We start from the raw sequence: 23105 nt of genomic DNA, 5'->3' as shown, positions 1-23105 counted from the left end.
CTGCGAGAGTCGATCAAGCCGCGTGCTGCGTCGTCTTGCCCGCGTCCGGCGAACGCCAACGCGCAAGCAGCTCGTTCCACGTGATGTGCACACCCTTCAGGTTGTTCTCCTTCACGTGGCCATAACCGCGGATCGCATCGGGCAGATTCGCGAGCTCGACCGCGAGATCGCGTTTTTGCGTAGTCAGCCCCCCTATCAACTCGCGCACCAGCGCCTCGTACTCGCCGATCAGCGCGCGCTCAGTGCGCCGCTCGGCGGTGTTGCCGAACACGTCGAACGCGGTGCCGCGCAGGAACTTGAACTTCGCTAGCATGTGCATTGCGCGGAACATCCAGGGGCCGTACTTCCTCTTCACCAGATGGCCGTGCGCGTCCTTCTTCGATAGCGTCGGCGGCGCGAGATGCACATGCAGCTTCCAGTCGCCTTCGAACGTCGCGTTCAGCTTTTCGATGAACGCCGGGTCGCTGTACAGACGCGCGACTTCGTATTCGTCCTTGTACGCCATCAACTTGTGCAGGTTCTTCGCGACCGCTTCGGTGAGCGGCAGCTGGCCGTCGGCGGATTCGAGCGCTGTTTCCGCGACCCGCACCTGCGACACCAGCGCGCGATAGCGCTCCGCATACGCACGGTTTTGCCACGCGGTGAGATAGGCGGCGCGCTTGTCGATCAGCGTGTCGAGCGACTTCGGCGTATGCAGCGCGATGATCTTGCCGCTCGCGCTGTCCGCCGTCTCGCCGCGTCCCTGCGATTGCGCGAGCTTGCGTACCGCGGCCAGATCGTGCGCGGCGCGCCGTCCCCACTCGAACGCCGCGCGGTTTTTCTCCACCTGCACGTTGTTCAGCTCGATCGCGCGGATAAGCGATTCATGCGTGAGCGGCACCCAGCCGCGCTGCCACGCGTAGCCGAGCACGAACGGGTTCGTGTAGATTGCGTCGCCGAGCAGCGCTACCGCGAAGTGATTCGCGTCGACGGTCGAGACGTTGTCGTCGCCGGCGGCGGCGCGCACGTCGGCCTCGGTGCTGGTGCCGGGGAAGCGCCAGTTCGGGTTCTTGATCAGCTCAGCCGTCGGCGTATGCGCGCTGTTCAGCACGACGCGCGTGTGATCCGCCTGCATGCGCGACACGCATTCGTCGCTCGCGGTCACGATCGCATCGCAGCCGATCACGAGGCTCGCTTCGCCCATCGCGATGCGAGTCGCGTGAATGTCGGCGGGTTGGTTCGCGATCTGCACGTGGCTCATTACGGCGCCGCCTTTCTGCGCGAGGCCGGTGACGTCGAGCACGGTGACGCCCTTGTTCTCGAGGTGCGCGGCCATGCCGAGCAGCGCGCCGATCGTGACGACGCCCGTGCCGCCGACGCCCGTCACCAGCACGCCGTACGGACGGTCGATGGACGGCAACTCGGGGTCCGGAACCGGCGGCATCGCGTCGGCGCCGGCACCGGAAGCCGCCTTTGGCTTGCGCAACTGGCCGCCTTCAACGGAGACGAAGCTCGGGCAGAAGCCGTTCACGCACGAGAAGTCCTTGTTGCAGGTCGACTGGTTGATCTGGCGCTTGGTGCCGTACTCGGTGTCGAGTGGCTCGACCGACAGGCAGTTCGATTTCACCGAGCAATCGCCGCAGCCTTCGCACACCGCCTCGTTGATCACGACGCGCCGCGCCGGATCGGGATACGCGCCGCGCTTCCTGCGACGGCGCTTTTCGGTCGCACAGGTCTGGTCGTAGATCAGGATCGTGGTGCCGGGAACCTCGCGCAGCTGGCGCTGCACGTCGTCGAGCTGGTCGCGGTGATGAACGTCGACGCCGGGCGCGAGGCCGACGTTCGCCGCGTACTTCTCCGGCTGATCGGTGACGATGACGATTTTCGCCGCGCCTTCGGCGGCGAGCTGATGCGTGATCTGCGGCACGGTCAGCACGCCGTCGACCGGCTGGCCGCCCGTCATCGCGACCGCGTCGTTGTACAGCAGCTTGTACGTGATGTTCGCCTTCGACGCGATGGCCGCGCGAATCGCGAGTAGTCCCGAGTGGAAGTAGGTGCCGTCACCGAGATTGGCGAACACGTGTTTGTCGTTCGTGAACGGCGCCTGGCCGATCCACGCGACGCCTTCGCCGCCCATCTGGCTGAACGTGCTGGTGCTGCGATCCATCCAGACCGTCATGTAATGACAGCCGATACCGGCCATTGCGCGCGAGCCTTCCGGCACGTTGGTCGACGTATTGTGCGGGCATCCCGAGCAAAACCACGGTTTGCGCTCGACTTCGACGCGCGGCCGCGCGAGCGCCTTTTCCTTCGCCTCGATCACCGCGATGCGCGCGGCGATGCGGGCTCTCACATCCGACGGCAGATCGAACTTGTCGAGCCGCGTGGCGATCGCCTTCGCGATGATCGCGGGCGACAGCTCGTAATGCGCCGGTAGCAGCCAGTTGCCCATCGGCACCGACCATTCGCCGCCCGCGCCGTCTTTTTCGTCGAACTTGCCGAACACGCGCGGGCGCTGCGCGTCGGGCCAGTTGTACAGCTCTTCCTTGATCGCGTATTCGAGGATCTGGCGCTTTTCCTCGACCACCAGAATTTCGTCGAGGCCGCGCGCGAAGGCCTGTGCGCCTTGCGCTTCGAGCGGCCACACGCAGCCGACCTTGTACAGACGGATGCCGATGCGCGAGCAGGTTTCGTCGTCGAGACCGAGGTCGGTCAGCGCCTGACGCACGTCGAGATAGGCCTTGCCGCCGGTCATGATGCCGAAGCGCGCGTGCGGCGAATCGATTTCGACGCGGTCGAGTTTGTTCGCGCGCACGTAGGCGAGTCCCGCGTACCACTTGTAGTCGAGCAGACGCGCTTCCTGCACGAGCGGCGGATCAGGCCAGCGGATGTTCAGCCCGCCGTCGGGCATCAGGAAGTCTTCCGGCAGGATGATGTTCGTGCGGTGCGGGTCGATATCGACGGAGGCGGACGATTCGACCACATCGGTCACGCATTTCATCGCGACCCATAGGCCCGAGTAGCGGCTCATCGCCCAGCCGTGCAGGCCGAAGTCGAGATATTCCTGCACGTTCGACGGAAACAGCACCGGCAGCCCGCACGCCTTGAAGATGTGTTCGGACTGGTGCGCGAGCGTCGAGGATTTGGCCGCGTGATCGTCGCCGGCGAGCACGAGAACGCCGCCGTGCCGCGACGAGCCGGCCGAGTTGCCGTGTTTGAAGACGTCACCGCTGCGGTCGACGCCGGGGCCCTTGCCGTACCACATCGAGAACACGCCGTCGTATTTGGCGCTCGGGTACAGATTGACCTGCTGCGAACCCCACACGGCGGTGGCCGCGAGGTCTTCGTTGACGCCGGGCTGGAACACAACCTGATGCGCGGCCAGATGCTTTTGCGCTTTCCACAGCGACAGGTCGAGTCCGCCGAGCGGCGATCCGCGGTAGCCGGAGATGAAGCCGGCGGTGTTGAGGCCGACGGCGCGGTCGCGTTCCTGCTGCAGCATCGGCAGACGCACCAGCGCCTGGATGCCGCTCATGTACGCGCGGCCGCGTTCGAGGGTGTATTTGTCGTCGAGCGTGACGGAAGATAACGCGGCTTCGAGCGAGGCTCGCTGACCTGCGTCTAGCGGGGCATTCATTATGTGTACTCCTCCACTTCAGCTTGGGATCACCAAAACTTTTCTGGCTCCCGGCATCTCGTGAATGCTGGGGCCGGGGTCGTCATATTGACGGGTTTTAAACGATGATAGCACTGGTGGAAACCCGCCGCAGCGGGTCAAAAATCGCCCGCGCATGGCCCGAATTCGGGCGGATTCGCCGCAAGTTGACTACGTATTGCACGCATTTGCCCGGTATTTCCGTTGGAATTGACTTGTATTGCGATTTCGCGTGTAACAAGCTGTAAAACCTACAAATTCGCGGAACCGCAGTGAAAACCACTGTCTAACACCGACCTGCGAGCGATGCCGAACGTCGCGCATTCTGCGTGGCTTCAGGGCAGCAGGGACAGTTAGAAAAGGAGTACACATGAACACGAAAAACATCCAGACCTTCCTGATGGTGTCCGCCGCCTTCTTCGCGATGAGCGCGCCGGCGCGCTCGAATCCGGGCAGCACGGGGGCACTGGCGAACGCGATCATTCGCACCGCACAGGTTGCGCCGGCGTGTGTCGGGACGAGCCGGATCGACGGTTCGGTCGGCAGCGACGAGTAGAGGGAGAATTCGTGACGCGCCGCATCGTGCGCGTCTTTTGACAACCGGCCGCCGGTCCGACGCGAGCGGCGGCGCAGCAAAGTAAAAGGGCGAGGATCCTGTGATCCTCGCCCTTTTTTCGTCTGCGCGCCGCTTACGCGCGATGCATCGTGGTCAGCTCTTGTCCTGCACGACGCCGCGCCGGATCTGGTCGAGTTCGATCGATTCGAACAGCGCCTTGAAGTTGCCTTCGCCAAAGCCCTGGTTGCCCTTGCGCTGGATGATCTCGAAGAAGATCGGACCGATCTGGTTTTCGGTGAAGATCTGCAGCAGCAGATCGTCCGGCGCGCCGTCGATCAGGATCTTGCGCTTGCGCAGTTCGTCGAGCGGCTCGCCGTGATTCGGCACACGGCGGTCGACGAGTTCGTAGTACGTGTCGATCGTGTCGAGCAGCGAAATGTTCGACGCGCGCAGGCCGTCGACGGTGCGGTAAATGTCGCCGGTGCCGAGCGCGATGTGCTGGATGCCTTCGCCGTGGTACGCGTCCAGATATTCCTGGATCTGGCCGGCGGTGTCCGAGCCTTCTTCGTTGATCGGAATGCGGATCTTGCCGCACGGCGAGGTCATCGCCTTCGACTTCACGCCAGTCACCTTGCCCTCGATGTCGAAGTAGCGCACCTCGCGGAAGTTGAACAGGCGCTCGTAGAACTCGGCCCATTCCCGCATGCGGCCGCGATGCACGTTGTGTGTCAGATGATCGATATAAGTCAGGCCGTGGCCGACCGGGTTCGGGTTCGCGCCCGGGATCGGCTCGAAGTCGACGTCGTAAATGTCGATGTCGCCGATGCTATTCGGCGCCGCACCATTCTTGCCGCGCCAGCGGTCGACGAAATAGATCAGCGAATCGCCGATGCCCTTGATCGCCGGAATGTTCAGCTCCATCGGGCCGGTCTTGTTGTCGAAGCCCCACGCGCCTTTTTCGAGCGCCTGGCTATACGCCTTCGCGGCGTCCTTCACGCGAAACGCGATCGCGCAGATCGACGGACCATGCAAGCGCGCGAAGCGCTGCGCGAACGAATGCTTTTCCGCATTGACGATGAAGTTGATGCCGCCCTGACGATACAGCGTCACGTCCTTGTGACGATGCCGCGCGACCGCAGTGAAGCCCATCCGCTCGAATAGCTTGCCGAGCGCTTTCGGGTCCGGGGCCGTGTATTCGATGAATTCGAAGCCGTCGGTACCGACCGGGTTTTCCCAAGTTGAAACCTGCATTGTCTGTCTCCAATCCCATACCGGATAGAGCAAGTGTAGAACTGTGATGGAGGCAAAAACTTGCGAAGTTAATCGTCCGTCGCTACGCTTGAGCCAGTTTATGGCTCGAGCAGAAGGATGCGTGGCAGAACATGGCGAACACCGAGTTAGACGCGATCGACCGGCGTATTCTGGCCATCCTTCAGGAGAATGGCCGTCTGTCGAATCAGGAAATTGCCGAGCGGATCAATCTGTCGCCGAGTCCGTGCCTGCGGCGCATTCGCCGCCTCGAGGAAAGTGGCGTGATTCGCGGCTACGTCGCGCTGCTCGACGCGCAGCGTCTCGGGCTCGACCTGCTCGCGTATGTCAGCGTGCGGCTGGAGAAGGGGGGAGGTCGCGCGTTCAGCCCGCATGGCGAGGCCACGCACGCCGATCTGTTTGGCGCGGCCGTGCAGACGTGGCCCGAAGTGGTCGCGTGTCACGCGATGACCGGTGAGATGGACTACCTGCTGCGCATCCAGGTGGAGGACATGGCGCACTTTTCGCGTTTCGTGCAGGATCAGTTGTTGCGGCATCCGTCGGTGATCGACGTGAAATCGAGCTTCTCGCTCGAAAAGATCAAGGAAACTACAGCGCTGCCTATTCTTTAGGCTCCACGCGCACGGTCCGGCGCGTGCCGTCGGCCGCGTCGCAGATAGAAAAAAGGGCGACCGTGTGGCCGCCCCCTTCTCATTTCCCCGTAGCGATTATTCAGGCAGCGACAGCCACCGGCATGAACGACTCGAACAGTCGCGATGCCTGGCGCGCATGGCGCTTGAGTGCGTAGTCGAACACCGCGGCCTGCTCCTGCAGCATTTCCGCGAGGATGCTCGACTGGTCTGCCGGCGACAGCGTCAGATAGGCGTCGGCTTCGCCGTACGCGTACTCGATCTTCATGCCGGCCTTTTTGGCGATGTGCATCATGGTCGAATTGCGCGACAGGCAGTGGATGTAAAGCATCGTCACATGCGTGTTGCGGCTGCGGATCGCGGCGCGCTCGAACAGCTTTGAGCCGATGCCCTGGCCGCGCGCGCTTTCGAGCACCGAGACGCCGAATTCGGCGGTGCGCTTGTCGCCTTCGGCCGGCAGATAGGCCAGATGGCCGACGCCGCTCAGTTCCAGCTTGCTGTTGAATACGCCGAACACGGTGTCGCGCTTGAAGTCGATCGTGCGCACGTAGTTTTCGATCACTCGGTCCGGCACAACCTGGCCGAAGCGCAGCAGACGGTCTTCTTCGTCAAGCGCGAGGAAGTGGGTGAGCAGGCGTTCGCGATCGATGGCGGTGAGTTCGCGGACCAGAACGTGCGGGCGTCCGGCAGACAACGACGCACGATCGTTCGAGGCGATCGGCTCGGCGGTGCTAAGGGGCTGCGTGTTCATGGTCGGGTTCTCCTTTTAATCAGGCGGTGTTGTGCACCGCAATACCGATTTTAGCGGAAAGCGAAGCCAATCACTAGGGAAAACCCGTATCAAAATCCGAGGTGGATACCTGGAATGTCAGCGAGATGTTTTTAAAACAATGATTTTTAACGAGAAATTAAAATGAACGGGCGTTCGTGACAAGATGTCGCATGGATCCAACGCCCCGCTTTATTTCATCTGAATATTGTTGCCTTGCGTCATCCAGTGGGCTCGTGGCGGTCAATTCAGGCGGCTGCCTCAGTTGCCCGGCGCCGTCCCAAGACCATGCTCGACCATGCCGACCACCTGCTCGGCGAACTCGCGGTAGCCCATGCGGCCGCCCGGCTTGAGCCATGTGAAGGTCCAGTTGATCATGCCGAACACCATCATCGTCAGCGCGGTCTGGTTGTCGCGTGTCGCGCGTTCGGGGTAGGCGCGCGCGAGTTGCCGCGCGAACGCCGCGACCACGTCGCGCTGACGGTTCAGGATGATCTCGCGCTGCGTGTCGACCAGATACTTGACGTCGTTCAGCAGCGCGACGTGTCGGCTGTGCGACGTCTCGTACTCGGACAGGAATGCGCGAATCAGCTCCGCGAAGGATTCGCGCTCGCTCAGTCCGCGCCGCTGGCTCGAGCCTTCCACCTCGGCGATGATCAGCATCAGTCGCTTGGTGTAGCGATCGAGCAGGTCGAACAGGATGGCTTCCTTGCTCTCGTAATAGTGATAGAGGCGTGCCTTCGAGGTGCCGCTCGCCGCAGCGAGATCGGCCATCGACGTGCTCGGATAGCTGGTCTGCGCGAATTTCGCCGCAGCCAGTTCGAGAATCTGCTCGCGTTGGGTTTCGTGGTCGGGGGCTCGGGTGCGGGCCATAGTCGTGTGTTTTTATCTTATTGAGGTGAGCAGGAGGCGGGCGCTGCGCTCAGCTCGAGCGAGCGCCATGCGTTCGCGTCGCCGCGCAGGTGGATGCGCTGCTGCGCCGCGAGTTCGCGCATGCGCCACAACACGATGCGATCGCTGACGAGGAACCCCACCTCGGCGGTCATGACGTAGGCGGCGACGCGGTTGGCGGGCTGCCAGTCGTCGGTCGTGCGTTCGAGGATCAGCGTGTCGAGCTCGGCAAAGCTGCCGCTCGTGAACGTGTTGTCGCGCCAGCGCCGCGTCTCGCCGTTCGCCTGCCTGACCTCCTGCCATTCGAGCGCAAGCCGGCTGATGCGCAGCACGGAAATCGGCGCGGCGTCCTGCAGGTGCGTCTGCAGCACGTCCGGCGCGAACATACCGACCGATGTCGCGCGATCCTTACGGGTATGTGCCCACGCTTGGCGGTCGGTGAGCTCGGCAATCGACAGACGCACTTCGTTCAAACGCTCCGGGCTGTGGCTCAGCAGGTAGCAGACGCGGCGCAGCATCAGCTGGTCGGACGCGCTTTCGCCGTGCCACATCACGAGATTCGCGGGGCTGGTCGCGAGGTCGTCGAGCACCGCGGCCTGTTCGCGGAACTCGCGCACGAAGTCGCGTTGCGTATCGGCGGTGACGCGTTCCCAGAAGTCGGCGCGCACGTGTGGACTGTCGTCGATGCCGCGTAGCGGACCAACCGCCAGATCGTCCCGCAACGGCTGCACGCGATCGTCGCGGCCCGCCTGGGCCAGCGCGATGCGCAGCGACTCTGCGGCGACGTCGCCGTTGGTGAGGTGAATCGTGCTCATAGGCAAGGGCTCGCTGTGACGCCAGCAGCTATAACAAAAGGAGGCCGCTCGCCGACCAGGAACCGATGTCCCGATCGATGAGCGGCCCCTAGTGTAAGCGGATCGCGATACGGCCGAAAGCGGCGGTGGTTGTCACGCGAAGCCAGTGCGCACTCAGACTACGAAAGTCGTCGACTCAACGTTCGTCGTAACTGACGACGACCTTGTCGCTCACCGGATGACACTGACACGTCAGCACGAACCCGTCGCGGATCTCGTGTTCTTCGAGCGTGTAGTTCTTTTCCATCTTCACTTCGCCCTCGAGCACCTTCGCGCGACAGGTGCAGCAGACGCCACCCTTGCACGCATAGGGCAGCGCGAGACCGGCGCGCAGCCCGACGTCGAGCACGCTGACGCCCTGATACGGCAGGCGCAGCTTGCGCCGCTTGCCGTCGAGCACGATTTCGAGTTCGGCCGCGGGGGTGTCCCCGGTGATTTCGACGCTCGGCACGCCCGCCTGCGGCAGTGGTGTGCCGAAGCGCTCGACGTGCACCTTCGCTTGCGGCACGCCGGCCGCTTTGAGCGCGGCCTCGGCGGCGTCCATCATCGGCGCGGGGCCGCAGATGAACGCTTCGTCGATCGCGTCGGCCGGCAGCAGCTGTTCGATGAAGGCCGCGCACTTTTCCTGGTCGAGCACGCCGTTGAAGAGCTCCACGTCCTGCAGATCGTCCGAGAGCACGTGATACAGCACGAAGCGGTTCATGAAGCGGTTCTTCAGGTCCTCGAGCTCCTCGGCGAACATGATCTGCTCGACGCTGCGGTTGCCGTACACGAGCGTGAACGTGCTGCGCGGCTCGATCTCGAGCGTGGTCTTGATGATCGCGAGCACCGGCGTGATGCCCGAGCCGCCCGAGAACGCGAGGTACTGCTTGCCCTGGCCGGCGTTCAGGTGCGTGAAGAAACGGCCGTCGGGCGTCATCACGTCGATCGTGTGGCCGGGCTGCAGCGTGTCGAACGCGAAGTTCGAGAAGCGCCCGCCGCGCACGCGCTTGATGCCGATGCGCAGCTCGCCGTCGCGATCGTAGTCGGTGACGCCCACGCAGATCGAATACGAGCGGCGCGTTTCCTCACCGTCGATATGCGTCTTGAGCGTGACGAACTGGCCCTGCGTGAAGCGATAGCGCTCGCGCAGTTCGGGCGGGACTTCGAAGGCGACCGAGACCGCATCGGCCGTTTCGGGGCGCACTTCGCGGATACGCAGCGGATGGAATTGCGGGGTGGCCATATCAGTACGGTTTGAAGTAGTCGAAGGGTTCGCGGCAGTCGAGGCAGCGATACAGGGCCTTGCAGGCCGTCGAGCCGAATTGCGCGAGCCGCTCGGTGTGCGCCGAGCCGCAGCGCGGGCAGGACGGGGCGGGCAGGGCGCGTGGCACGAAACGCAGCACCTTTTCCTGCGGTGCGGTGGGCGCGCTGGCGGCCGAGGCGCATTGGCCCGTCGGCGGCGCGATGCCGTAGGCGCGCAGTTTTTCGCGGGCGCCGGCGGTGATCCAGTCGGTGGTCCAGGCCGGCGCGAGCACCGTGGCGACGCGGTAAGGCGCAAGCTGCGCGGCCTCGAGCGCGTGGCCGATGTCTTCGGCAATCTGCGACATCGCGGGGCAGCCCGAGTAGGTCGGCGTGATCACGACTTCGAGCACGCCGTCGGCGGCGCGTCGCACGTCGCGCAGAATGCCGAGCTCGCGGATCGAGACCACCGGGATCTCCGGATCCGGCACCGCTTCAAGGACGGTCCAGGCGCGATTGAGCGCAGCGTCTGCGGTGGCGGGCAGGGCGGTCGGAGTCGTCATCGCGTGATCACCAGCTGGCGCCCGGATGCTGGCGCGCGAGGCTCTGCATCTCGGCCAGCACGAAGCCCATGTGTTCGGAATGCTCGCCGTGCTTGCCCGTCGTCACGTGCCTCACCGCCGCGGGCAGCGTCAGCGTGGCTTCGTCGAGCGTCGCACGCACGTCGTCGAGCCATGCGGCTTCCAGTTCTGAGGTGCGCGGGCCGATGCCGGCCGCGGCGATGGCGTCTTCCACCGCGTCCGCGCTGAAGAACTCGTACGTGTACGGCATCAGGTAGTCGAGCGCGGCCTGCGCGCGGCGGTGCGATTCGTCGGTGCCGTCGCCGAAACGGACCAGCCACTCGCCCGCGTGATGCACGTGGTACTGCGTTTCCTTGACCGACTTCGCGGCGATCGCGGCGAGCTGTTCGTCGCTGGAGTGCGTCAGCGCGCGCCACAGATGCCTCATCAGCGTGGCGTACAGGAAGTTGCGCACGATCGTGACCGCGTAGTCCTTCTGCGCCTGCGCGGTGGCGGCGAGCGGCCCGTAATGCGGCAGCTCGACGAGCGTGTAGCTGGCGAACTCGCGCTCGGCGCGGAAGTACGCGTAGTCGTCTTCGGTGCGCGCGCGGCCGGTGAGCTGCTGCTCGAGCGCGGCCGCGTGCGTGTACAGCAGCCGCGCCTGGCCGATCAGGTCGAGGCTCATGTTCGACAGCGCGATGTCCTCTTCGAGGATCGGGCCGTGGCCGCACCACTCGGTGTTGCGCTGACCGAGGATCAGCGCGGTATCGGCAAGGCGCAGCACGTACTGCAGATGGTCGGGCGTGATGGACGTGGTGGACGTAGTGGACATGGCCGCGCCTACATGTGGTTGACTTCGTCGGGGAGCGTGTAGAACGTCGGGTGGCGATAGATCTTGTCGCCCGCCGGTTCGAACAGCTCGGCCTTCTCCTCCGGCGCGGAGGCCGTGATCGCCGCGGACGGCACCACCCAGATGCTCACGCCTTCCTGGCGGCGCGTGTAGACGTCGCGCGCCATGCGCAGCGCCATCGGCGCGTCGGCGGCGTGCAGACTGCCGCAGTGTTTATGGTCGAGTCCCTGCCTGCTGCGCACGAACACTTCCCAAATCGGCCATTCCCTGTTCATTGCTGATCTCCTGATTGCTCTGTTGTGCCGGGCCACTCAGGCCGCGTGCTGCTGCGCGCGCTGGCGCTGCCTGGCGGCGTGGGCGAGCGCGGCTTCGCGCACCCATGCACCGTCTTCATGGGCCTTCACGCGGGTCGCGAGGCGCTCGCGGTTGCACGGGCCGTCGCCGTTCACCACGCGCCAGAACTCGTCCCAGTCGATGGCGCCGTAGTCGTACTGGCCGCGCGCCGCGTTCCATTTGAGGTCCGCGTCGGGCAGCGTGACGCCGAGCACCCGGGCCTGCCCGACGGTCGCGTCGACGAATTTCTGGCGCAGGTCGTCGTTGGTGATGCGCTTGATACCCCATTGCGCCGACTGGTTGCTGTGCACCGACTCCCTGTCGCTCGGGCCGAACATCATCAGCACCGGCCACCACCAGCGGTTCACCGCCTGCTGGACCAGCTCGCGCTGCGCCTCGGTGCCGGCCATCATCGCGAGCAGCGCATCGAACCCCTGGCGCTGATGGAACGACTCTTCCTTGCAGATGCGGATCATGGCGCGCGCGTACGGGCCATATGTGCAGCGGCACAGCGGGATCTGGTTCATGATCGCCGCGCCGTCGACCAGCCAGCCGATCACGCCGACGTCGGCCCAGGTGGGCGTCGGGTAGTTGAAGATGCTCGAATACTTGGCCTTGCCCGCATGCAGCGCGGCGATGAGCTGGTCGCGCGAGACGCCGAGCGTTTCGGCCGCGCTGTACAGGTACAGCCCGTGGCCGGCTTCGTCCTGCACCTTGGCGATCAGGATCGCCTTGCGCTTCAGGCTCGGCGCGCGCGTGATCCAGTTGCCCTCGGGCAGCATGCCGACGATTTCCGAGTGCGCATGCTGGGAGATCTGCCGCACCAGCGTTTTGCGGTACGCGTCGGGCATCCAGTCCTGCGGCTCGATCTTGCCGTCGGCGGCCATGACCGCGTCAAAGCGCGCCTGTTCGGGCGAATCCGCCTGCGCGTCGGGCGGGGCGACATGGCCGGGGATATCGAGGGATTGCGTGTACATGAGAGACGCTCTCTGGGGGAGTGGTCGATGTCGGCGTAGTATAAACCAACCGACCGGTCGGTTAATAAATTTTTTGTGGACCGGTGCTGGAATCCGGAGGGGCGCGCACGGCCGTCGAAGCATGGTTGCTGGCCTGCCGGGGCGTTGATGCGGCGGCGGTTCATGACCGGCCGCCACCCCGCTCCGACACTTACGCCGGTAAAATTGCGAATTGGCCGCGATTTGCGGCCCACTTGCATCTCCGGTACTCATGTTACGTCTAAGCGAAATCAAACTCCCGCTCGATCACCCCGAGAGCGCCCTCGAAGCGGCCATCCTTGCACGCCTCGCGGAACTCGGCGTGGCGCGGGACGGACTCATCCGATACACCGTGTTTCGCCGCGCGCACGACGCGCGCAAGCGCGCCGACATCAAGCTCACCTACATCATTGATGTCGAGGTCAAGGATGAAGCGGCCGCGCTGAAGCGGCTCGCCGACGTGCCGCATTGCAGCGTGACGCCGGACATGAGCTACAAGTTCGTCGCCCAGGCGCCCGCGCAATTGAGCACGCCTCGTCCGGTCGTGATCGGCATGGGGCCGTGCGGCTTGTTCGCGGGCCTGATCCTCGCGCAAATGGGCTTCCGGCCGATCATCCTCGAACGCGGCAAGGCCGTGCGCGAGCGCACCAAGGACACGTTTGGCCTGTGGCGCAAATCGGTGTTGAATCCCGAGTCGAACGTGCAGTTCGGCGAGGGCGGCGCGGGTACGTTTTCGGACGGCAAGCTTTACAGCCAGATCAAGGACCCGAAGCACTACGGCCGCAAGGTGCTCGACGAATTCGTGCGGGCCGGCGCGCCGGAGGACATTCTGTACCTGAGCCGGCCCCATATCGGCACGTTCCGCCTCGTCAGCATGGTTGAGAAGATGCGCGCGAGCATCCACGAACTGGGCGGCGAGGTGCGTTTCGAGACACGCGTCGAGGACATCGACATCGACAACGGCCAGGTGCGCGGGCTGAAACTGTCAACCGGTGAGACGCTGCGCTGTGATCACGTTGTGCTGGCGGTCGGCCATAGCGCACGAGACACTTTCCAGATGCTGTTCGATCGCGGCGTGTATGTCGAAGCGAAGCCGTTCTCGCTCGGCTTCCGGATCGAGCATCCGCAGGGTGTGATCGATCGCAGCCGTTTTGGGAAATTTGCCGGTCACAAACAGCTCGGCGCAGCCGACTATAAGGTTGTGCACCACTGCAGCAACGGGCGCGCGGTGTATAGCTTCTGCATGTGTCCGGGCGGCACCGTTGTGGCGGCGACGTCCGAGCCGGGGCGTGTTGTCACGAACGGCATGAGCCAGTACTCGCGTGCGGAGCGCAACGCGAACGCGGGCATCGTGGTCGGAATTACCCCAGATGACTACCCGGGCGGCCCACTTGCCGGCATCGCATTCCAGCGCAAGTGGGAAGAGCGGGCATTCGAGCTCGGCGGCGGCAACTATATGGCGCCGGGGCAGCTGGTCGGCGACTTCATCGCGGGGCGGCCGTCCACGTCGCTCGGCTCGGTCGTGCCGTCGTACAAGCCGGGCGTGAGGCCCACTGATCTCAGCACCGCCCTGCCCGACTACGCGATCGAAGCGATCCGCGAAGCGCTGCCGCAGATGGAGAAAAAAATCGCCGGTTTCGCGATGCATGACGCCGTGCTTACCGGTGTCGAAACGCGAACGTCATCGCCGGTGCGCGTGCGTCGTGGCGACGATTACCAGAGTGTCAACGTTAAGGGGCTGTATCCCGCGGGCGAGGGCGCGGGGTATGCGGGCGGGATCTACTCGGCGGCCATCGACGGAATCGAGGTTGCCGAAGCGGTCGCGCTGAAGATTATGAGTCAGCAAACGGCGTGAGTTCGAGCGGCCACGGCCGCCGAGTCCAGCGGTGAGCTGACTTGCCTGCAATTGCCGGCGATTGCTACGACGATCGGGCACAATGCCCATTTCGCCTCGAACCGATCCTCCGAATGACCATTCGCACCCTGGCTGCCGCATGCGGCGCGGCGCTGCTTGCCCAATTTGCTCCGATCGTCTGTTCCTCGAGCGCGTTCGCTGCCGAGCCGCCCGAGCATTGGGTCGCGGTGTGGGCGACCGCGCTGCAACCGATTCCGCAGCGGGCCGAGTTGTCGCCGCTGTATCGCGCGCCGGAAGTCGCCGGGCGTACGGTTCGGCAAATCGTTTATCCGACGTTGTCGGGGAAGACGGCGCGAATTCATTTGAGCAATGCGTACGGCAAGACGCGGCTCGTCATCGAGGAGCTGCGCATCGCGCGCTCCGCTGGCGGTGGGGCGGCGCTCGAGGGCGCCGGTAGTCGGGTGACGTTCGGCGGCAAGGGCGCGGTCAGCATTCCTCCGGGCGGTGAGCTGGACAGCGATCCGATCGCAATCGACGTCGTCGAAGGCGCGCCGTATGCGATTAGCACGTTTATGGGGCCCGAGCAGCGGATCGTGGCGTGGCACCGCGTGTCGAATCAGGTGAATTATGTGTCGGAGCCCGGCAGTCACGCAGCCGACGAGTCCGCCGCGGCGTTTCGCGGCCGTTTCACGCAATATGTGTGGGTAACGGGCTTGTCGGTGGAGGCGCCGTCGCCGTCGGCAGCCGTGGCCGCGATCGGCGACTCGATTACCGACGGCATGCGCTCCAGCCTGAACCAGAACCGTCGCTGGCCGGATGCGCTGGCTCGGCGGGGGGCGGCAAGCGGCGCACAGTCGACCGCGATCCTGAATCTTGGCATCAGTGGAAACCGGCTTCTCAGTGACTCGCCGTGCTATGGCGACGCGCTCGCGAGCCGCTTCGACCGCGACGTTTTGCAACGTCCGGGCGTCAAGGCCGCGATCCTGCTGATTGGTATCAACGACATCAACTTTGCGGCAATGCCACCTCATGGCGGGCTCGACTGCGATTTTCCGCATACGTCGGTCACGGCCGCTGATCTGATTGCCGGCTACCAGCGAGTGATCACCGCCGCGCGGCGCGATGGCGTCAAGGTGTTCGGCGCGACGCTGACGCCGGCTTCGCTGCCGCCGGAGCGGGAAAACATCCGGCTGGCGGTTAATAGATGGATTCGGACCAGTCAAGCGTTCGACGGCGTTGTCGATTTCGACGCGGCGCTGCGTGACCGGGCGCAGCCGGATCGTTTGCAGCGCGCTTTCGATAGCGGCGACCATATCCATCCGAGCGATGCAGGCTACGCGGCTATGGCCGATGCTGTTCCTGTCGAGGCTGTAGTGAACGCCGCCCGGAAATGAGTCGCAACTTTTTTTAAGCGAAAGCAAAAATGGGTGTTGACGAAGTGGGGAAGAGTCTCCATAATCTCGTTTCTCTGCTGCAGACGCAGCGACGCAAACGAAGCGGTGCCGGGTAGTTCAGGTGCGGCGGGTGGTGCGACCGATCTTTAAAAACTAACAGCCGATAAGTGTGGGCGCTTGATGCGGAGTGCGGCGGCGGATTCTGAGGAATCTGCTGCATGGCAAAAGTATCAGAAGCCTCACACAGTAATGAAAGGAAGGTCTGGTCATCGGAAGATGGCTGGACACTTCGTCAGTACGTTGAGTGAGCGACCGGGTTCGAGAGAGCCCGAAAACAGTAACAGGTTTGAACTGAAGAGTTTGATCCTGGCTCAGATTGAACGCTGGCGGCATGCCTTACACATGCAAGTCGAACGGCAGCACGGACTTCGGTCTGGTGGCGAGTGGCGAACGGGTGAGTAATACATCGGAACGTGTCCTGGAGTGGGGGATAGCCCGGCGAAAGCCGGATTAATACCGCATACGCTCTGAGGAGGAAAGCGGGGGATCGCAAGACCTCGCGCTGCAGGGGCGGCCGATGGCAGATTAGGTAGTTGGTGGGGTAAAGGCCTACCAAGCCGACGATCTGTAGCTGGTCTGAGAGGACGACCAGCCACACTGGGACTGAGACACGGCCCAGACTCCTACGGGAGGCAGCAGTGGGGAATTTTGGACAATGGGCGCAAGCCTGATCCAGCAATGCCGCGTGTGTGAAGAAGGCCTTCGGGTTGTAAAGCACTTTTGTCCGGGAAGAAATCCCTGGTCCTAATATGGCCGGGGGATGACGGTACCGGAAGAATAAGCACCGGCTAACTACGTGCCAGCAGCCGCGGTAATACGTAGGGTGCGAGCGTTAATCGGAATTACTGGGCGTAAAGCGTGCGCAGGCGGTGATGTAAGACCGATGTGAAATCCCCGGGCTTAACCTGGGAACTGCATTGGTGACTGCATCGCTGGAGTATGGCAGAGGGGGGTAGAATTCCACGTGTAGCAGTGAAATGCGTAGAGATGTGGAGGAATACCGATGGCGAAGGCAGCCCCCTGGGTCAATACTGACGCTCATGCACGAAAGCGTGGGGAGCAAACAGGATTAGATACCCTGGTAGTCCACGCCCTAAACGATGTCAACTGGTTGTCGGGCCTTCATTGGCTTGGTAACGTAGCTAACGCGTGAAGTTGACCGCCTGGGGAGTACGGTCGCAAGATTAAAACTCAAAGGAATTGACGGGGACCCGCACAAGCGGTGGATGATGTGGATTAATTCGATGCAACGCGAAAAACCTTACCTACCCTTGACATGTATGGAACCCTGCCGAGAGGTGGGGGTGCCCGAAAGGGAGCCATAACACAGGTGCTGCATGGCTGTCGTCAGCTCGTGTCGTGAGATGTTGGGTTAAGTCCCGCAACGAGCGCAACCCTTGTCCCTAGTTGCTACGCAAGAGCACTCCAGGGAGACTGCCGGTGACAAACCGGAGGAAGGTGGGGATGACGTCAAGTCCTCATGGCCCTTATGGGTAGGGCTTCACACGTCATACAATGGTCGGAACAGAGGGTTGCCAAGCCGCGAGGTGGAGCCAATCCCAGAAAACCGATCGTAGTCCGGATCGCACTCTGCAACTCGAGTGCGTGAAGCTGGAATCGCTAGTAATCGCGGATCAGCATGCCGCGGTGAATACGTTCCCGGGTCTTGTACACACCGCCCGTCACACCATGGGAGTGGGTTTTACCAGAAGTGGCTAGTCTAACCGCAAGGAGGACGGTCACCACGGTAGGATTCATGACTGGGGTGAAGTCGTAACAAGGTAGCCGTATCGGAAGGTGCGGCTGGATCACCTCCTTTCCAGAGCTACGCATTGCTGCGCAAGTGCTCACGCTTATCGGCTGTGGTTAGAAGAAGAAACGCAGACAGACTCAGGGGTCTGTAGCTCAGTCGGTTAGAGCACCGTCTTGATAAGGCGGGGGTCGATGGTTCGAATCCATCCAGACCCACCACTGTCTTGTCTGTGGTGCTGACTGGTCCACCCCGGAGTGACAGGTAACTATCTGTGTATGACTGGGGGATTAGCTCAGCTGGGAGAGCACCTGCTTTGCAAGCAGGGGGTCGTCGGTTCGATCCCGTCATCCTCCACCAATCTTCAATGCCAAGGGTTCAGCAGGAAGTGCTGCTGAGTACTTGGCATTGGCGATTGAGCCAGTCAGAGCGGTACGGGGCAACCCGCTATCGGCTGTCGTTCTTTAACAATCAGGAAGAAGTAGTAAAGAGATTCACGAAAGCGTGCTTAGAGATGGGCGCGTGAGTAGGTGAATCAGGGTTGTGATTGTATCGATGTATTTTTAAGTGATCGAGAGATCGCTTTGGAATACGGCGCAACACGAATACTCAACCTGTAACGCAGTGCGTTTCGAGAGAGACTCACCCGTTATAGGGTCAAGCGAACAAGTGCATGTGGTGGATGCCTTGGCGATCACAGGCGATGAAGGACGCGGTAGCCTGCGAAAAGCGACGGGGAGCTGGCAAACGAGCTTTGATCCGTCGATGTCCGAATGGGGAAACCCACTCCTAATGGAGTATCCGTAGCTGAATCCATAGGCTACGCGAAGCGAACGCGGTGAACTGAAACATCTAAGTAACCGCAGGAAAAGAAATCAACCGAGATTCCCAGAGTAGTGGCGAGCGAAATGGGACCAGCCTGTACTCTTTATTTGTAGTGTTAGCCGAACGCTCTGGAAAGTGCGGCCATAGCGGGTGATAGCCCCGTAGGCGAAAACATTATGAAAGAACTGGGTGTACGACAAGTAGGGCGGGACACGTGAAATCCTGTCTGAAGATGGGGGGACCATCCTCCAAGGCTAAATACTCGTGATCGACCGATAGTGAACCAGTACCGTGAGGGAAAGGCGAAAAGAACCCCGGGAGGGGAGTGAAACAGATCCTGAAACCGCATGCATACAAACAGTCGGAGCCTCGCAAGGGGTGACGGCGTACCTTTTGTATAATGGGTCAGCGACTTACATTCAGTGGCGAGCTTAACCGATTAGGGCAGGCGTAGCGAAAGCGAGTCCGAACAGGGCGTCCAGTCGCTGGGTGTAGACCCGAAACCAGGTGATCTATCCATGGCCAGGTTGAAGGCACGGTAACACGTGCTGGAGGACCGAACCCACTAACGTTGAAAAGTTAGGGGATGAGCTGTGGATAGGGGTGAAAGGCTAAACAAACCTGGAAATAGCTGGTTCTCTCCGAAAACTATTTAGGTAGTGCCTCGTGTATCACCTTCGGGGGTAGAGCACTGTCATGGTTGTGGGGTCCATTGCGGATTACTACGCCATAGCAAACTCCGAATACCGAAGAGTGCAATCACGGGAGACAGACATCGGGTGCTAACGTCCGGTGTCAAGAGGGAAACAACCCAGACCGCCAGCTAAGGTCCCCAAATATGGCTAAGTGGGAAACGAAGTGGGAAGGCTAAAACAGTCAGGAGGTTGGCTTAGAAGCAGCCACCCTTTAAAGAAAGCGTAATAGCTCACTGATCGAGTCGTCCTGCGCGGAAGATGTAACGGGGCTAAGCCATATACCGAAGCTGCGGATGCGTGCTTTGCACGCATGGTAGGAGAGCGTTCCGTAAGCCTGCGAAGGTGCACTGGAAAGTGTGCTGGAGGTATCGGAAGTGCGAATGCTGACATGAGTAGCGATAAAGGGGGTGAAAGGCCCCCTCGCCGTAAGCCCAAGGTTTCCTACGCAACGTTCATCGGCGTAGGGTGAGTCGGCCCCTAAGGCGAGGCAGAAATGCGTAGCTGATGGGAAGCAGATTAATATTTCTGCACCATTGTGAAATGCGATGGGGGGACGGATCGCGGAAGGTTGTCCGGGTGTTGGAAGTCCCGGTCGCTGCATTGAAGAGGGTGCTTTGGCAAATCCGGGCACAGGACTCAAGGGTGTGGCGCGAGCTTCTTCGGAAGCGAAGCAACTGGAAGGGGTTCCAGGAAAAGCCTCTAAGCTTCAGTTTCACAGTGACCGTACCGCAAACCGACACAGGTGGGCGAGATGAGTATTCTAAGGCGCTTGAGAGAACTCGGGAGAAGGAACTCGGCAAATTGGTACCGTAACTTCGGGATAAGGTACGCCCTGGTAGCTTGATGCGCCTGCGCGCAGAGGGTGAAGGGGTTGCAATAAACTGGTGGCTGCGACTGTTTAATAAAAACACAGCACTCTGCAAACACGAAAGTGGACGTATAGGGTGTGACGCCTGCCCGGTGCCGGAAGATTAAATGATGGGGTGCAAGCTCCTGATTGAAGTCCCGGTAAACGGCGGCCGTAACTATAACGGTCCTAAGGTAGCGAAATTCCTTGTCGGGTAAGTTCCGACCTGCACGAATGGCGTAACGATGGCCACACTGTCTCCTCCCGAGACTCAGCGAAGTTGAAGTGTTTGTGATGATGCAATCTCCCCGCGGCTAGACGGAAAGACCCCATGAACCTTTACTGTAGCTTTGCATTGGACTTTGAACCGGTCTGTGTAGGATAGGTGGGAGGCTATGAAGCGTGGACGCCAGTCTGCGTGGAGCCGTCCTTGAAATACCACCCTGATCTGTTTGAGGTTCTAACCTTGGCCCGTGATCCGGGTCGGGGACAGTGCATGGTAGGCAGTTTGACTGGGGCGGTCTCCTCCCAAAGTGTAACGGAGGAGTACGAAGGTACGCTAGGTACGGTCGGAAATCGTGCTGATAGTGCAATGGCATAAGCGTGCTTGACTGTGAGACTGACAAGTCGAACAGGTGCGAAAGCAGGTCATAGTGATCCGGTGGTTCTGTATGGAAGGGCCATCGCTCAACGGATAAAAGGTACTCTGGGGATAACAGGCTGATACCGCCCAAGAGTTCATATCGACGGCGGTGTTTGGCACCTCGATGTCGGCTCATCTCATCCTGGGGCTGTAGCCGGTCCCAAGGGTATGGCTGTTCGCCATTTAAAGAGGTACGTGAGCTGGGTTTAAAACGTCGTGAGACAGTTTGGTCCCTATCTGCCGTGGGCGCTGGATATTTGAAGGGGGCTGCTCCTAGTACGAGAGGACCGGAGTGGACGAACCTCTGGTGTACCGGTTGTCACGCCAGTGGCATCGCCGGGTAGCTATGTTCGGAAGAGATAACCGCTGAAAGCATCTAAGCGGGAAACTCGCCTTAAGATGAGATATCCCCGGGGCTTCGAGCCCCTTGAAGGGTCGTTCAAGACCAGGACGTTGATAGGTCAGGTGTGCACGTACAGTAATGTACTGAGCTAACTGATACTAATTGCCCGTAAGGCTTGATCCTATAACCGGTGGGTTTCACCGGTTGAGATCCATGTTGTGCCAGAAACAGCACAACCCCCACACACGAATCCTTTACGCTTCTTCCCGATTGGCTGTGGCGCTCACCCGTAGCGACGCAGCAACCCGTCATGCCTGATGACCATAGCGAGTCGGTCCCACCCCTTCCCATCCCGAACAGGACCGTGAAACGACTCCACGCCGATGATAGTGCGGATTGCCCGTGTGAAAGTAGGTAATCGTCAGGCTCCCTCCCAGGCCAGAAACCCCACCCCTCGCGGTGGGGTTTCTGCGTTTACGGAAGACTGGCAATCAATCACTATATAAGTGAGAACGTTGGGTTCGGAACGGTCAAGCAGGTCTTGACAAGAAGGTGTTGTTCCACCATAATCATCAGTTCTCTGCGGAGGGGTGCCCGAGTGGCTAAAGGGGGCAGACTGTAAATCTGTTGGCTTACGCCTACGTTGGTTCGAATCCAACCTCCTCCACCAGAATGCGAGTTGTAGCGGTTGTTGGGAATCCATAATTCTTGCGGGTGTAGCTCAATGGTAGAGCAGAAGCCTTCCAAGCTTACGACGAGGGTTCGATTCCCTTCACCCGCTCCAGCAACACGGATGTAGCGCCCATGTGGCTCAGTGGTAGAGCACTCCCTTGGTAAGGGAGAGGTCGGCAGTTCGATCCTGCCCATGGGCACCAGATGTACTCGGTGATTGTTTGCGCCCGGCGCAACGTACGGAAAATCCTCTTAGGAGTCGAAAATGGCCAAGGGTAAGTTTGAGCGGACCAAGCCGCACGTGAACGTGGGCACGATCGGTCACGTTGACCACGGCAAGACCACGCTGACGGCAGCGATCACGACGGTTCTGACGCAGAAGTTTGGCGGCGAAGCGAAGGCGTACGACCAGATCGACGCTGCGCCGGAAGAGAAGGCGCGTGGTATTACCATCAACACCGCGCACGTCGAGTACGAAACGGCTAACCGCCACTACGCACACGTCGACTGCCCGGGCCACGCTGACTACGTGAAGAACATGATCACGGGCGCGGCACAGATGGACGGCGCAATCCTGGTGTGCTCGGCCGCTGACGGCCCGATGCCGCAAACGCGTGAGCACATCCTGCTGGCGCGTCAGGTTGGCGTTCCGTACATCATCGTGTTCCTGAACAAGTGCGACATGGTGGACGATGCCGAGCTGCTGGAGCTCGTCGAGATGGAAGTCCGCGAACTTCTGTCGAAGTACGACTTCCCGGGCGACGACACGCCGATCATCAAGGGTTCGGCCAAGCTGGCGCTGGAAGGCGACAAGGGTGAGCTGGGCGAAGTGGCGATCATGAACCTGGCCGACGCGCTGGACACGTACATCCCGACGCCCGAGCGCGCGATTGACGGTTCGTTCCTGATGCCGGTGGAAGACGTGTTCTCGATCTCGGGTCGTGGCACGGTGGTGACGGGTCGCGTGGAGCGCGGCGTCGTCAAGGTCGGTGAAGAAATCGAAATCGTCGGTATCAAGCCGACGGTGAAGACGACCTGCACGGGCGTGGAAATGTTCCGCAAGCTGCTCGACCAGGGTCAGGCAGGCGACAACGTTGGTATCCTGCTGCGCGGCACGAAGCGCGAAGACGTGGAGCGTGGCCAGGTTCTGGCCAAGCCGGGTTCGATCAACCCGCACACGCACTTCACGGCTGAGGTGTACGTGCTGAGCAAGGACGAAGGCGGCCGTCACACGCCGTTCTTCAACAACTACCGTCCGCAGTTCTACTTCCGTACGACCGACGTGACGGGCTCGATCGAGCTGCCGAAGGACAAGGAAATGGTGATGCCGGGCGACAACGTGTCGATCACGGTGAAGCTGATCAACCCGATCGCGATGGAAGAAGGTCTGCGCTTCGCAATTCGCGAAGGCGGCCGTACGGTCGGCGCTGGTGTCGTCGCAAAGATCATCGAGTAACGCC

At 61.7% G+C, this 23105-nt stretch carries 15 protein-coding genes, 5 tRNA genes and 3 rRNA genes; 13 read left to right on the top strand and 10 right to left on the bottom strand.

Annotated elements, in window-relative coordinates; translation table 11 throughout:
* Positions 1 to 13: 13 nt before the first annotated feature.
* Positions 14 to 3616 carry an indolepyruvate ferredoxin oxidoreductase family protein gene (locus tag L0U81_RS14850; RefSeq protein WP_233803784.1) on the bottom strand — a complete coding sequence of 1201 codons (3603 nt, stop codon included), beginning with the start codon at positions 3614 to 3616 and terminating at the stop codon, positions 14 to 16.
* Positions 3617 to 4004: 388 nt separating this feature from the next.
* On the opposite strand from L0U81_RS14850, the gene L0U81_RS14845 reads away from it, so the two are divergent.
* Positions 4005 to 4190 (top strand): hypothetical protein, encoded by a 186-nt coding sequence (locus tag L0U81_RS14845; RefSeq protein WP_233803782.1) that lies wholly within the window; start codon positions 4005 to 4007, stop codon positions 4188 to 4190.
* 153 nt (positions 4191 to 4343) lie between these two features.
* Here L0U81_RS14845 and hppD read toward each other — a convergent pair whose 3' ends face one another.
* Positions 4344 to 5441 carry a 4-hydroxyphenylpyruvate dioxygenase gene (hppD, locus tag L0U81_RS14840; RefSeq protein ID WP_233803780.1) on the bottom strand — a complete coding sequence of 366 codons (1098 nt, stop codon included), beginning with the start codon at positions 5439 to 5441 and terminating at the stop codon, positions 4344 to 4346.
* A 131-nt stretch (positions 5442 to 5572) separates the two neighbouring features.
* Here hppD and L0U81_RS14835 point away from each other — a divergent pair, with 131 nt between their 5' ends.
* The gene (locus L0U81_RS14835) at positions 5573 to 6070 is read left to right on the top strand and encodes an Lrp/AsnC family transcriptional regulator (protein ID WP_233803778.1); all 498 of its coding nucleotides are present in this window, start codon (positions 5573 to 5575) and stop codon (positions 6068 to 6070) included.
* A 100-nt stretch (positions 6071 to 6170) separates the two neighbouring features.
* Here L0U81_RS14835 and L0U81_RS14830 read toward each other — a convergent pair whose 3' ends face one another.
* From L0U81_RS14830 to paaA, 8 genes are all read right to left on the bottom strand, one after another.
* Entirely contained in the window at positions 6171 to 6839 is a 669-nt protein-coding gene (locus L0U81_RS14830; RefSeq protein WP_233803776.1) for a GNAT family N-acetyltransferase, read from the bottom strand.
* Between the two features lie 279 nt (positions 6840 to 7118).
* On the bottom strand, positions 7119 to 7730 hold the full coding sequence (locus L0U81_RS14825) for a TetR/AcrR family transcriptional regulator (protein ID WP_233803774.1): 612 nt from the start codon (positions 7728 to 7730) through the stop codon (positions 7119 to 7121).
* 17 nt (positions 7731 to 7747) lie between these two features.
* Entirely contained in the window at positions 7748 to 8563 is an 816-nt protein-coding gene (locus L0U81_RS14820; protein WP_233803772.1) for a DUF1835 domain-containing protein, read from the bottom strand.
* Positions 8564 to 8738: 175 nt separating this feature from the next.
* The gene (gene paaE / locus L0U81_RS14815) at positions 8739 to 9827 is read right to left on the bottom strand and encodes a 1,2-phenylacetyl-CoA epoxidase subunit PaaE (RefSeq protein WP_233803770.1); all 1089 of its coding nucleotides are present in this window, start codon (positions 9825 to 9827) and stop codon (positions 8739 to 8741) included.
* Between the two features lies 1 nt (position 9828).
* Positions 9829 to 10386, bottom strand: a complete 558-nt coding sequence (paaD, locus tag L0U81_RS14810; RefSeq protein WP_233803768.1) for a 1,2-phenylacetyl-CoA epoxidase subunit PaaD — start codon at positions 10384 to 10386, stop codon at positions 9829 to 9831.
* A gap of 7 nt (positions 10387 to 10393) precedes the next feature.
* Positions 10394 to 11215: a 1,2-phenylacetyl-CoA epoxidase subunit PaaC gene (gene paaC, locus L0U81_RS14805; protein WP_233803766.1), complete on the bottom strand. Its 822-nt coding sequence runs from the start codon at positions 11213 to 11215 to the stop codon at positions 10394 to 10396.
* An 8-nt stretch (positions 11216 to 11223) separates the two neighbouring features.
* Entirely contained in the window at positions 11224 to 11508 is a 285-nt protein-coding gene (paaB, locus tag L0U81_RS14800; RefSeq protein ID WP_233803764.1) for a 1,2-phenylacetyl-CoA epoxidase subunit PaaB, read from the bottom strand.
* A gap of 36 nt (positions 11509 to 11544) precedes the next feature.
* Entirely contained in the window at positions 11545 to 12543 is a 999-nt protein-coding gene (gene paaA, locus L0U81_RS14795) for a 1,2-phenylacetyl-CoA epoxidase subunit PaaA (protein WP_233803762.1), read from the bottom strand.
* Between the two features lie 250 nt (positions 12544 to 12793).
* Between paaA and L0U81_RS14790 the strand changes: the two genes are divergently transcribed.
* The 11 genes from L0U81_RS14790 (at position 12794) to tuf (ending at position 23101) form a co-directional block, all read left to right on the top strand.
* The gene (locus L0U81_RS14790; RefSeq protein WP_233803761.1) at positions 12794 to 14416 is read left to right on the top strand and encodes an NAD(P)/FAD-dependent oxidoreductase; all 1623 of its coding nucleotides are present in this window, start codon (positions 12794 to 12796) and stop codon (positions 14414 to 14416) included.
* A 113-nt stretch (positions 14417 to 14529) separates the two neighbouring features.
* Complete coding sequence (locus tag L0U81_RS14785) at positions 14530 to 15810, top strand: SGNH/GDSL hydrolase family protein (RefSeq protein ID WP_233803759.1); 1281 nt, start codon at positions 14530 to 14532, stop codon at positions 15808 to 15810.
* Positions 15811 to 16158: 348 nt separating this feature from the next.
* Positions 16159 to 17689, top strand: a 16S ribosomal RNA gene (locus tag L0U81_RS14780).
* A gap of 75 nt (positions 17690 to 17764) precedes the next feature.
* Positions 17765 to 17841, top strand: a tRNA-Ile gene (locus L0U81_RS14775).
* 63 nt (positions 17842 to 17904) lie between these two features.
* Positions 17905 to 17980, top strand: a tRNA-Ala gene (locus tag L0U81_RS14770).
* Between the two features lie 295 nt (positions 17981 to 18275).
* Positions 18276 to 21156, top strand: a 23S ribosomal RNA gene (locus tag L0U81_RS14765).
* Between the two features lie 130 nt (positions 21157 to 21286).
* A 5S ribosomal RNA gene (gene rrf / locus L0U81_RS14760) occupies positions 21287 to 21400 on the top strand.
* The 16S, 23S and 5S rRNA genes sit together here with 5 tRNA genes alongside, the layout of an rRNA operon.
* 157 nt (positions 21401 to 21557) lie before the next feature.
* Positions 21558 to 21643: transfer RNA gene (locus tag L0U81_RS14755), tRNA-Tyr, on the top strand.
* 40 nt (positions 21644 to 21683) lie between these two features.
* Positions 21684 to 21757, top strand: a tRNA-Gly gene (locus L0U81_RS14750).
* Positions 21758 to 21773: 16 nt separating this feature from the next.
* A tRNA-Thr gene (locus L0U81_RS14745) sits at positions 21774 to 21848 on the top strand.
* A gap of 62 nt (positions 21849 to 21910) precedes the next feature.
* Positions 21911 to 23101 (top strand): elongation factor Tu, encoded by a 1191-nt coding sequence (tuf, locus tag L0U81_RS14740; RefSeq protein ID WP_187636117.1) that lies wholly within the window; start codon positions 21911 to 21913, stop codon positions 23099 to 23101.
* The last annotated feature ends 4 nt before the right edge of the window (positions 23102 to 23105 follow it).

This window comes from Paraburkholderia sp. HP33-1 (genome assembly GCF_021390595.1).
GTDB lineage: Bacteria > Pseudomonadota > Gammaproteobacteria > Burkholderiales > Burkholderiaceae > Paraburkholderia.
The sequence above is the reverse complement of the archived record's forward strand: the minus strand, read 5'-3'. Positions and strand labels throughout refer to the sequence as shown.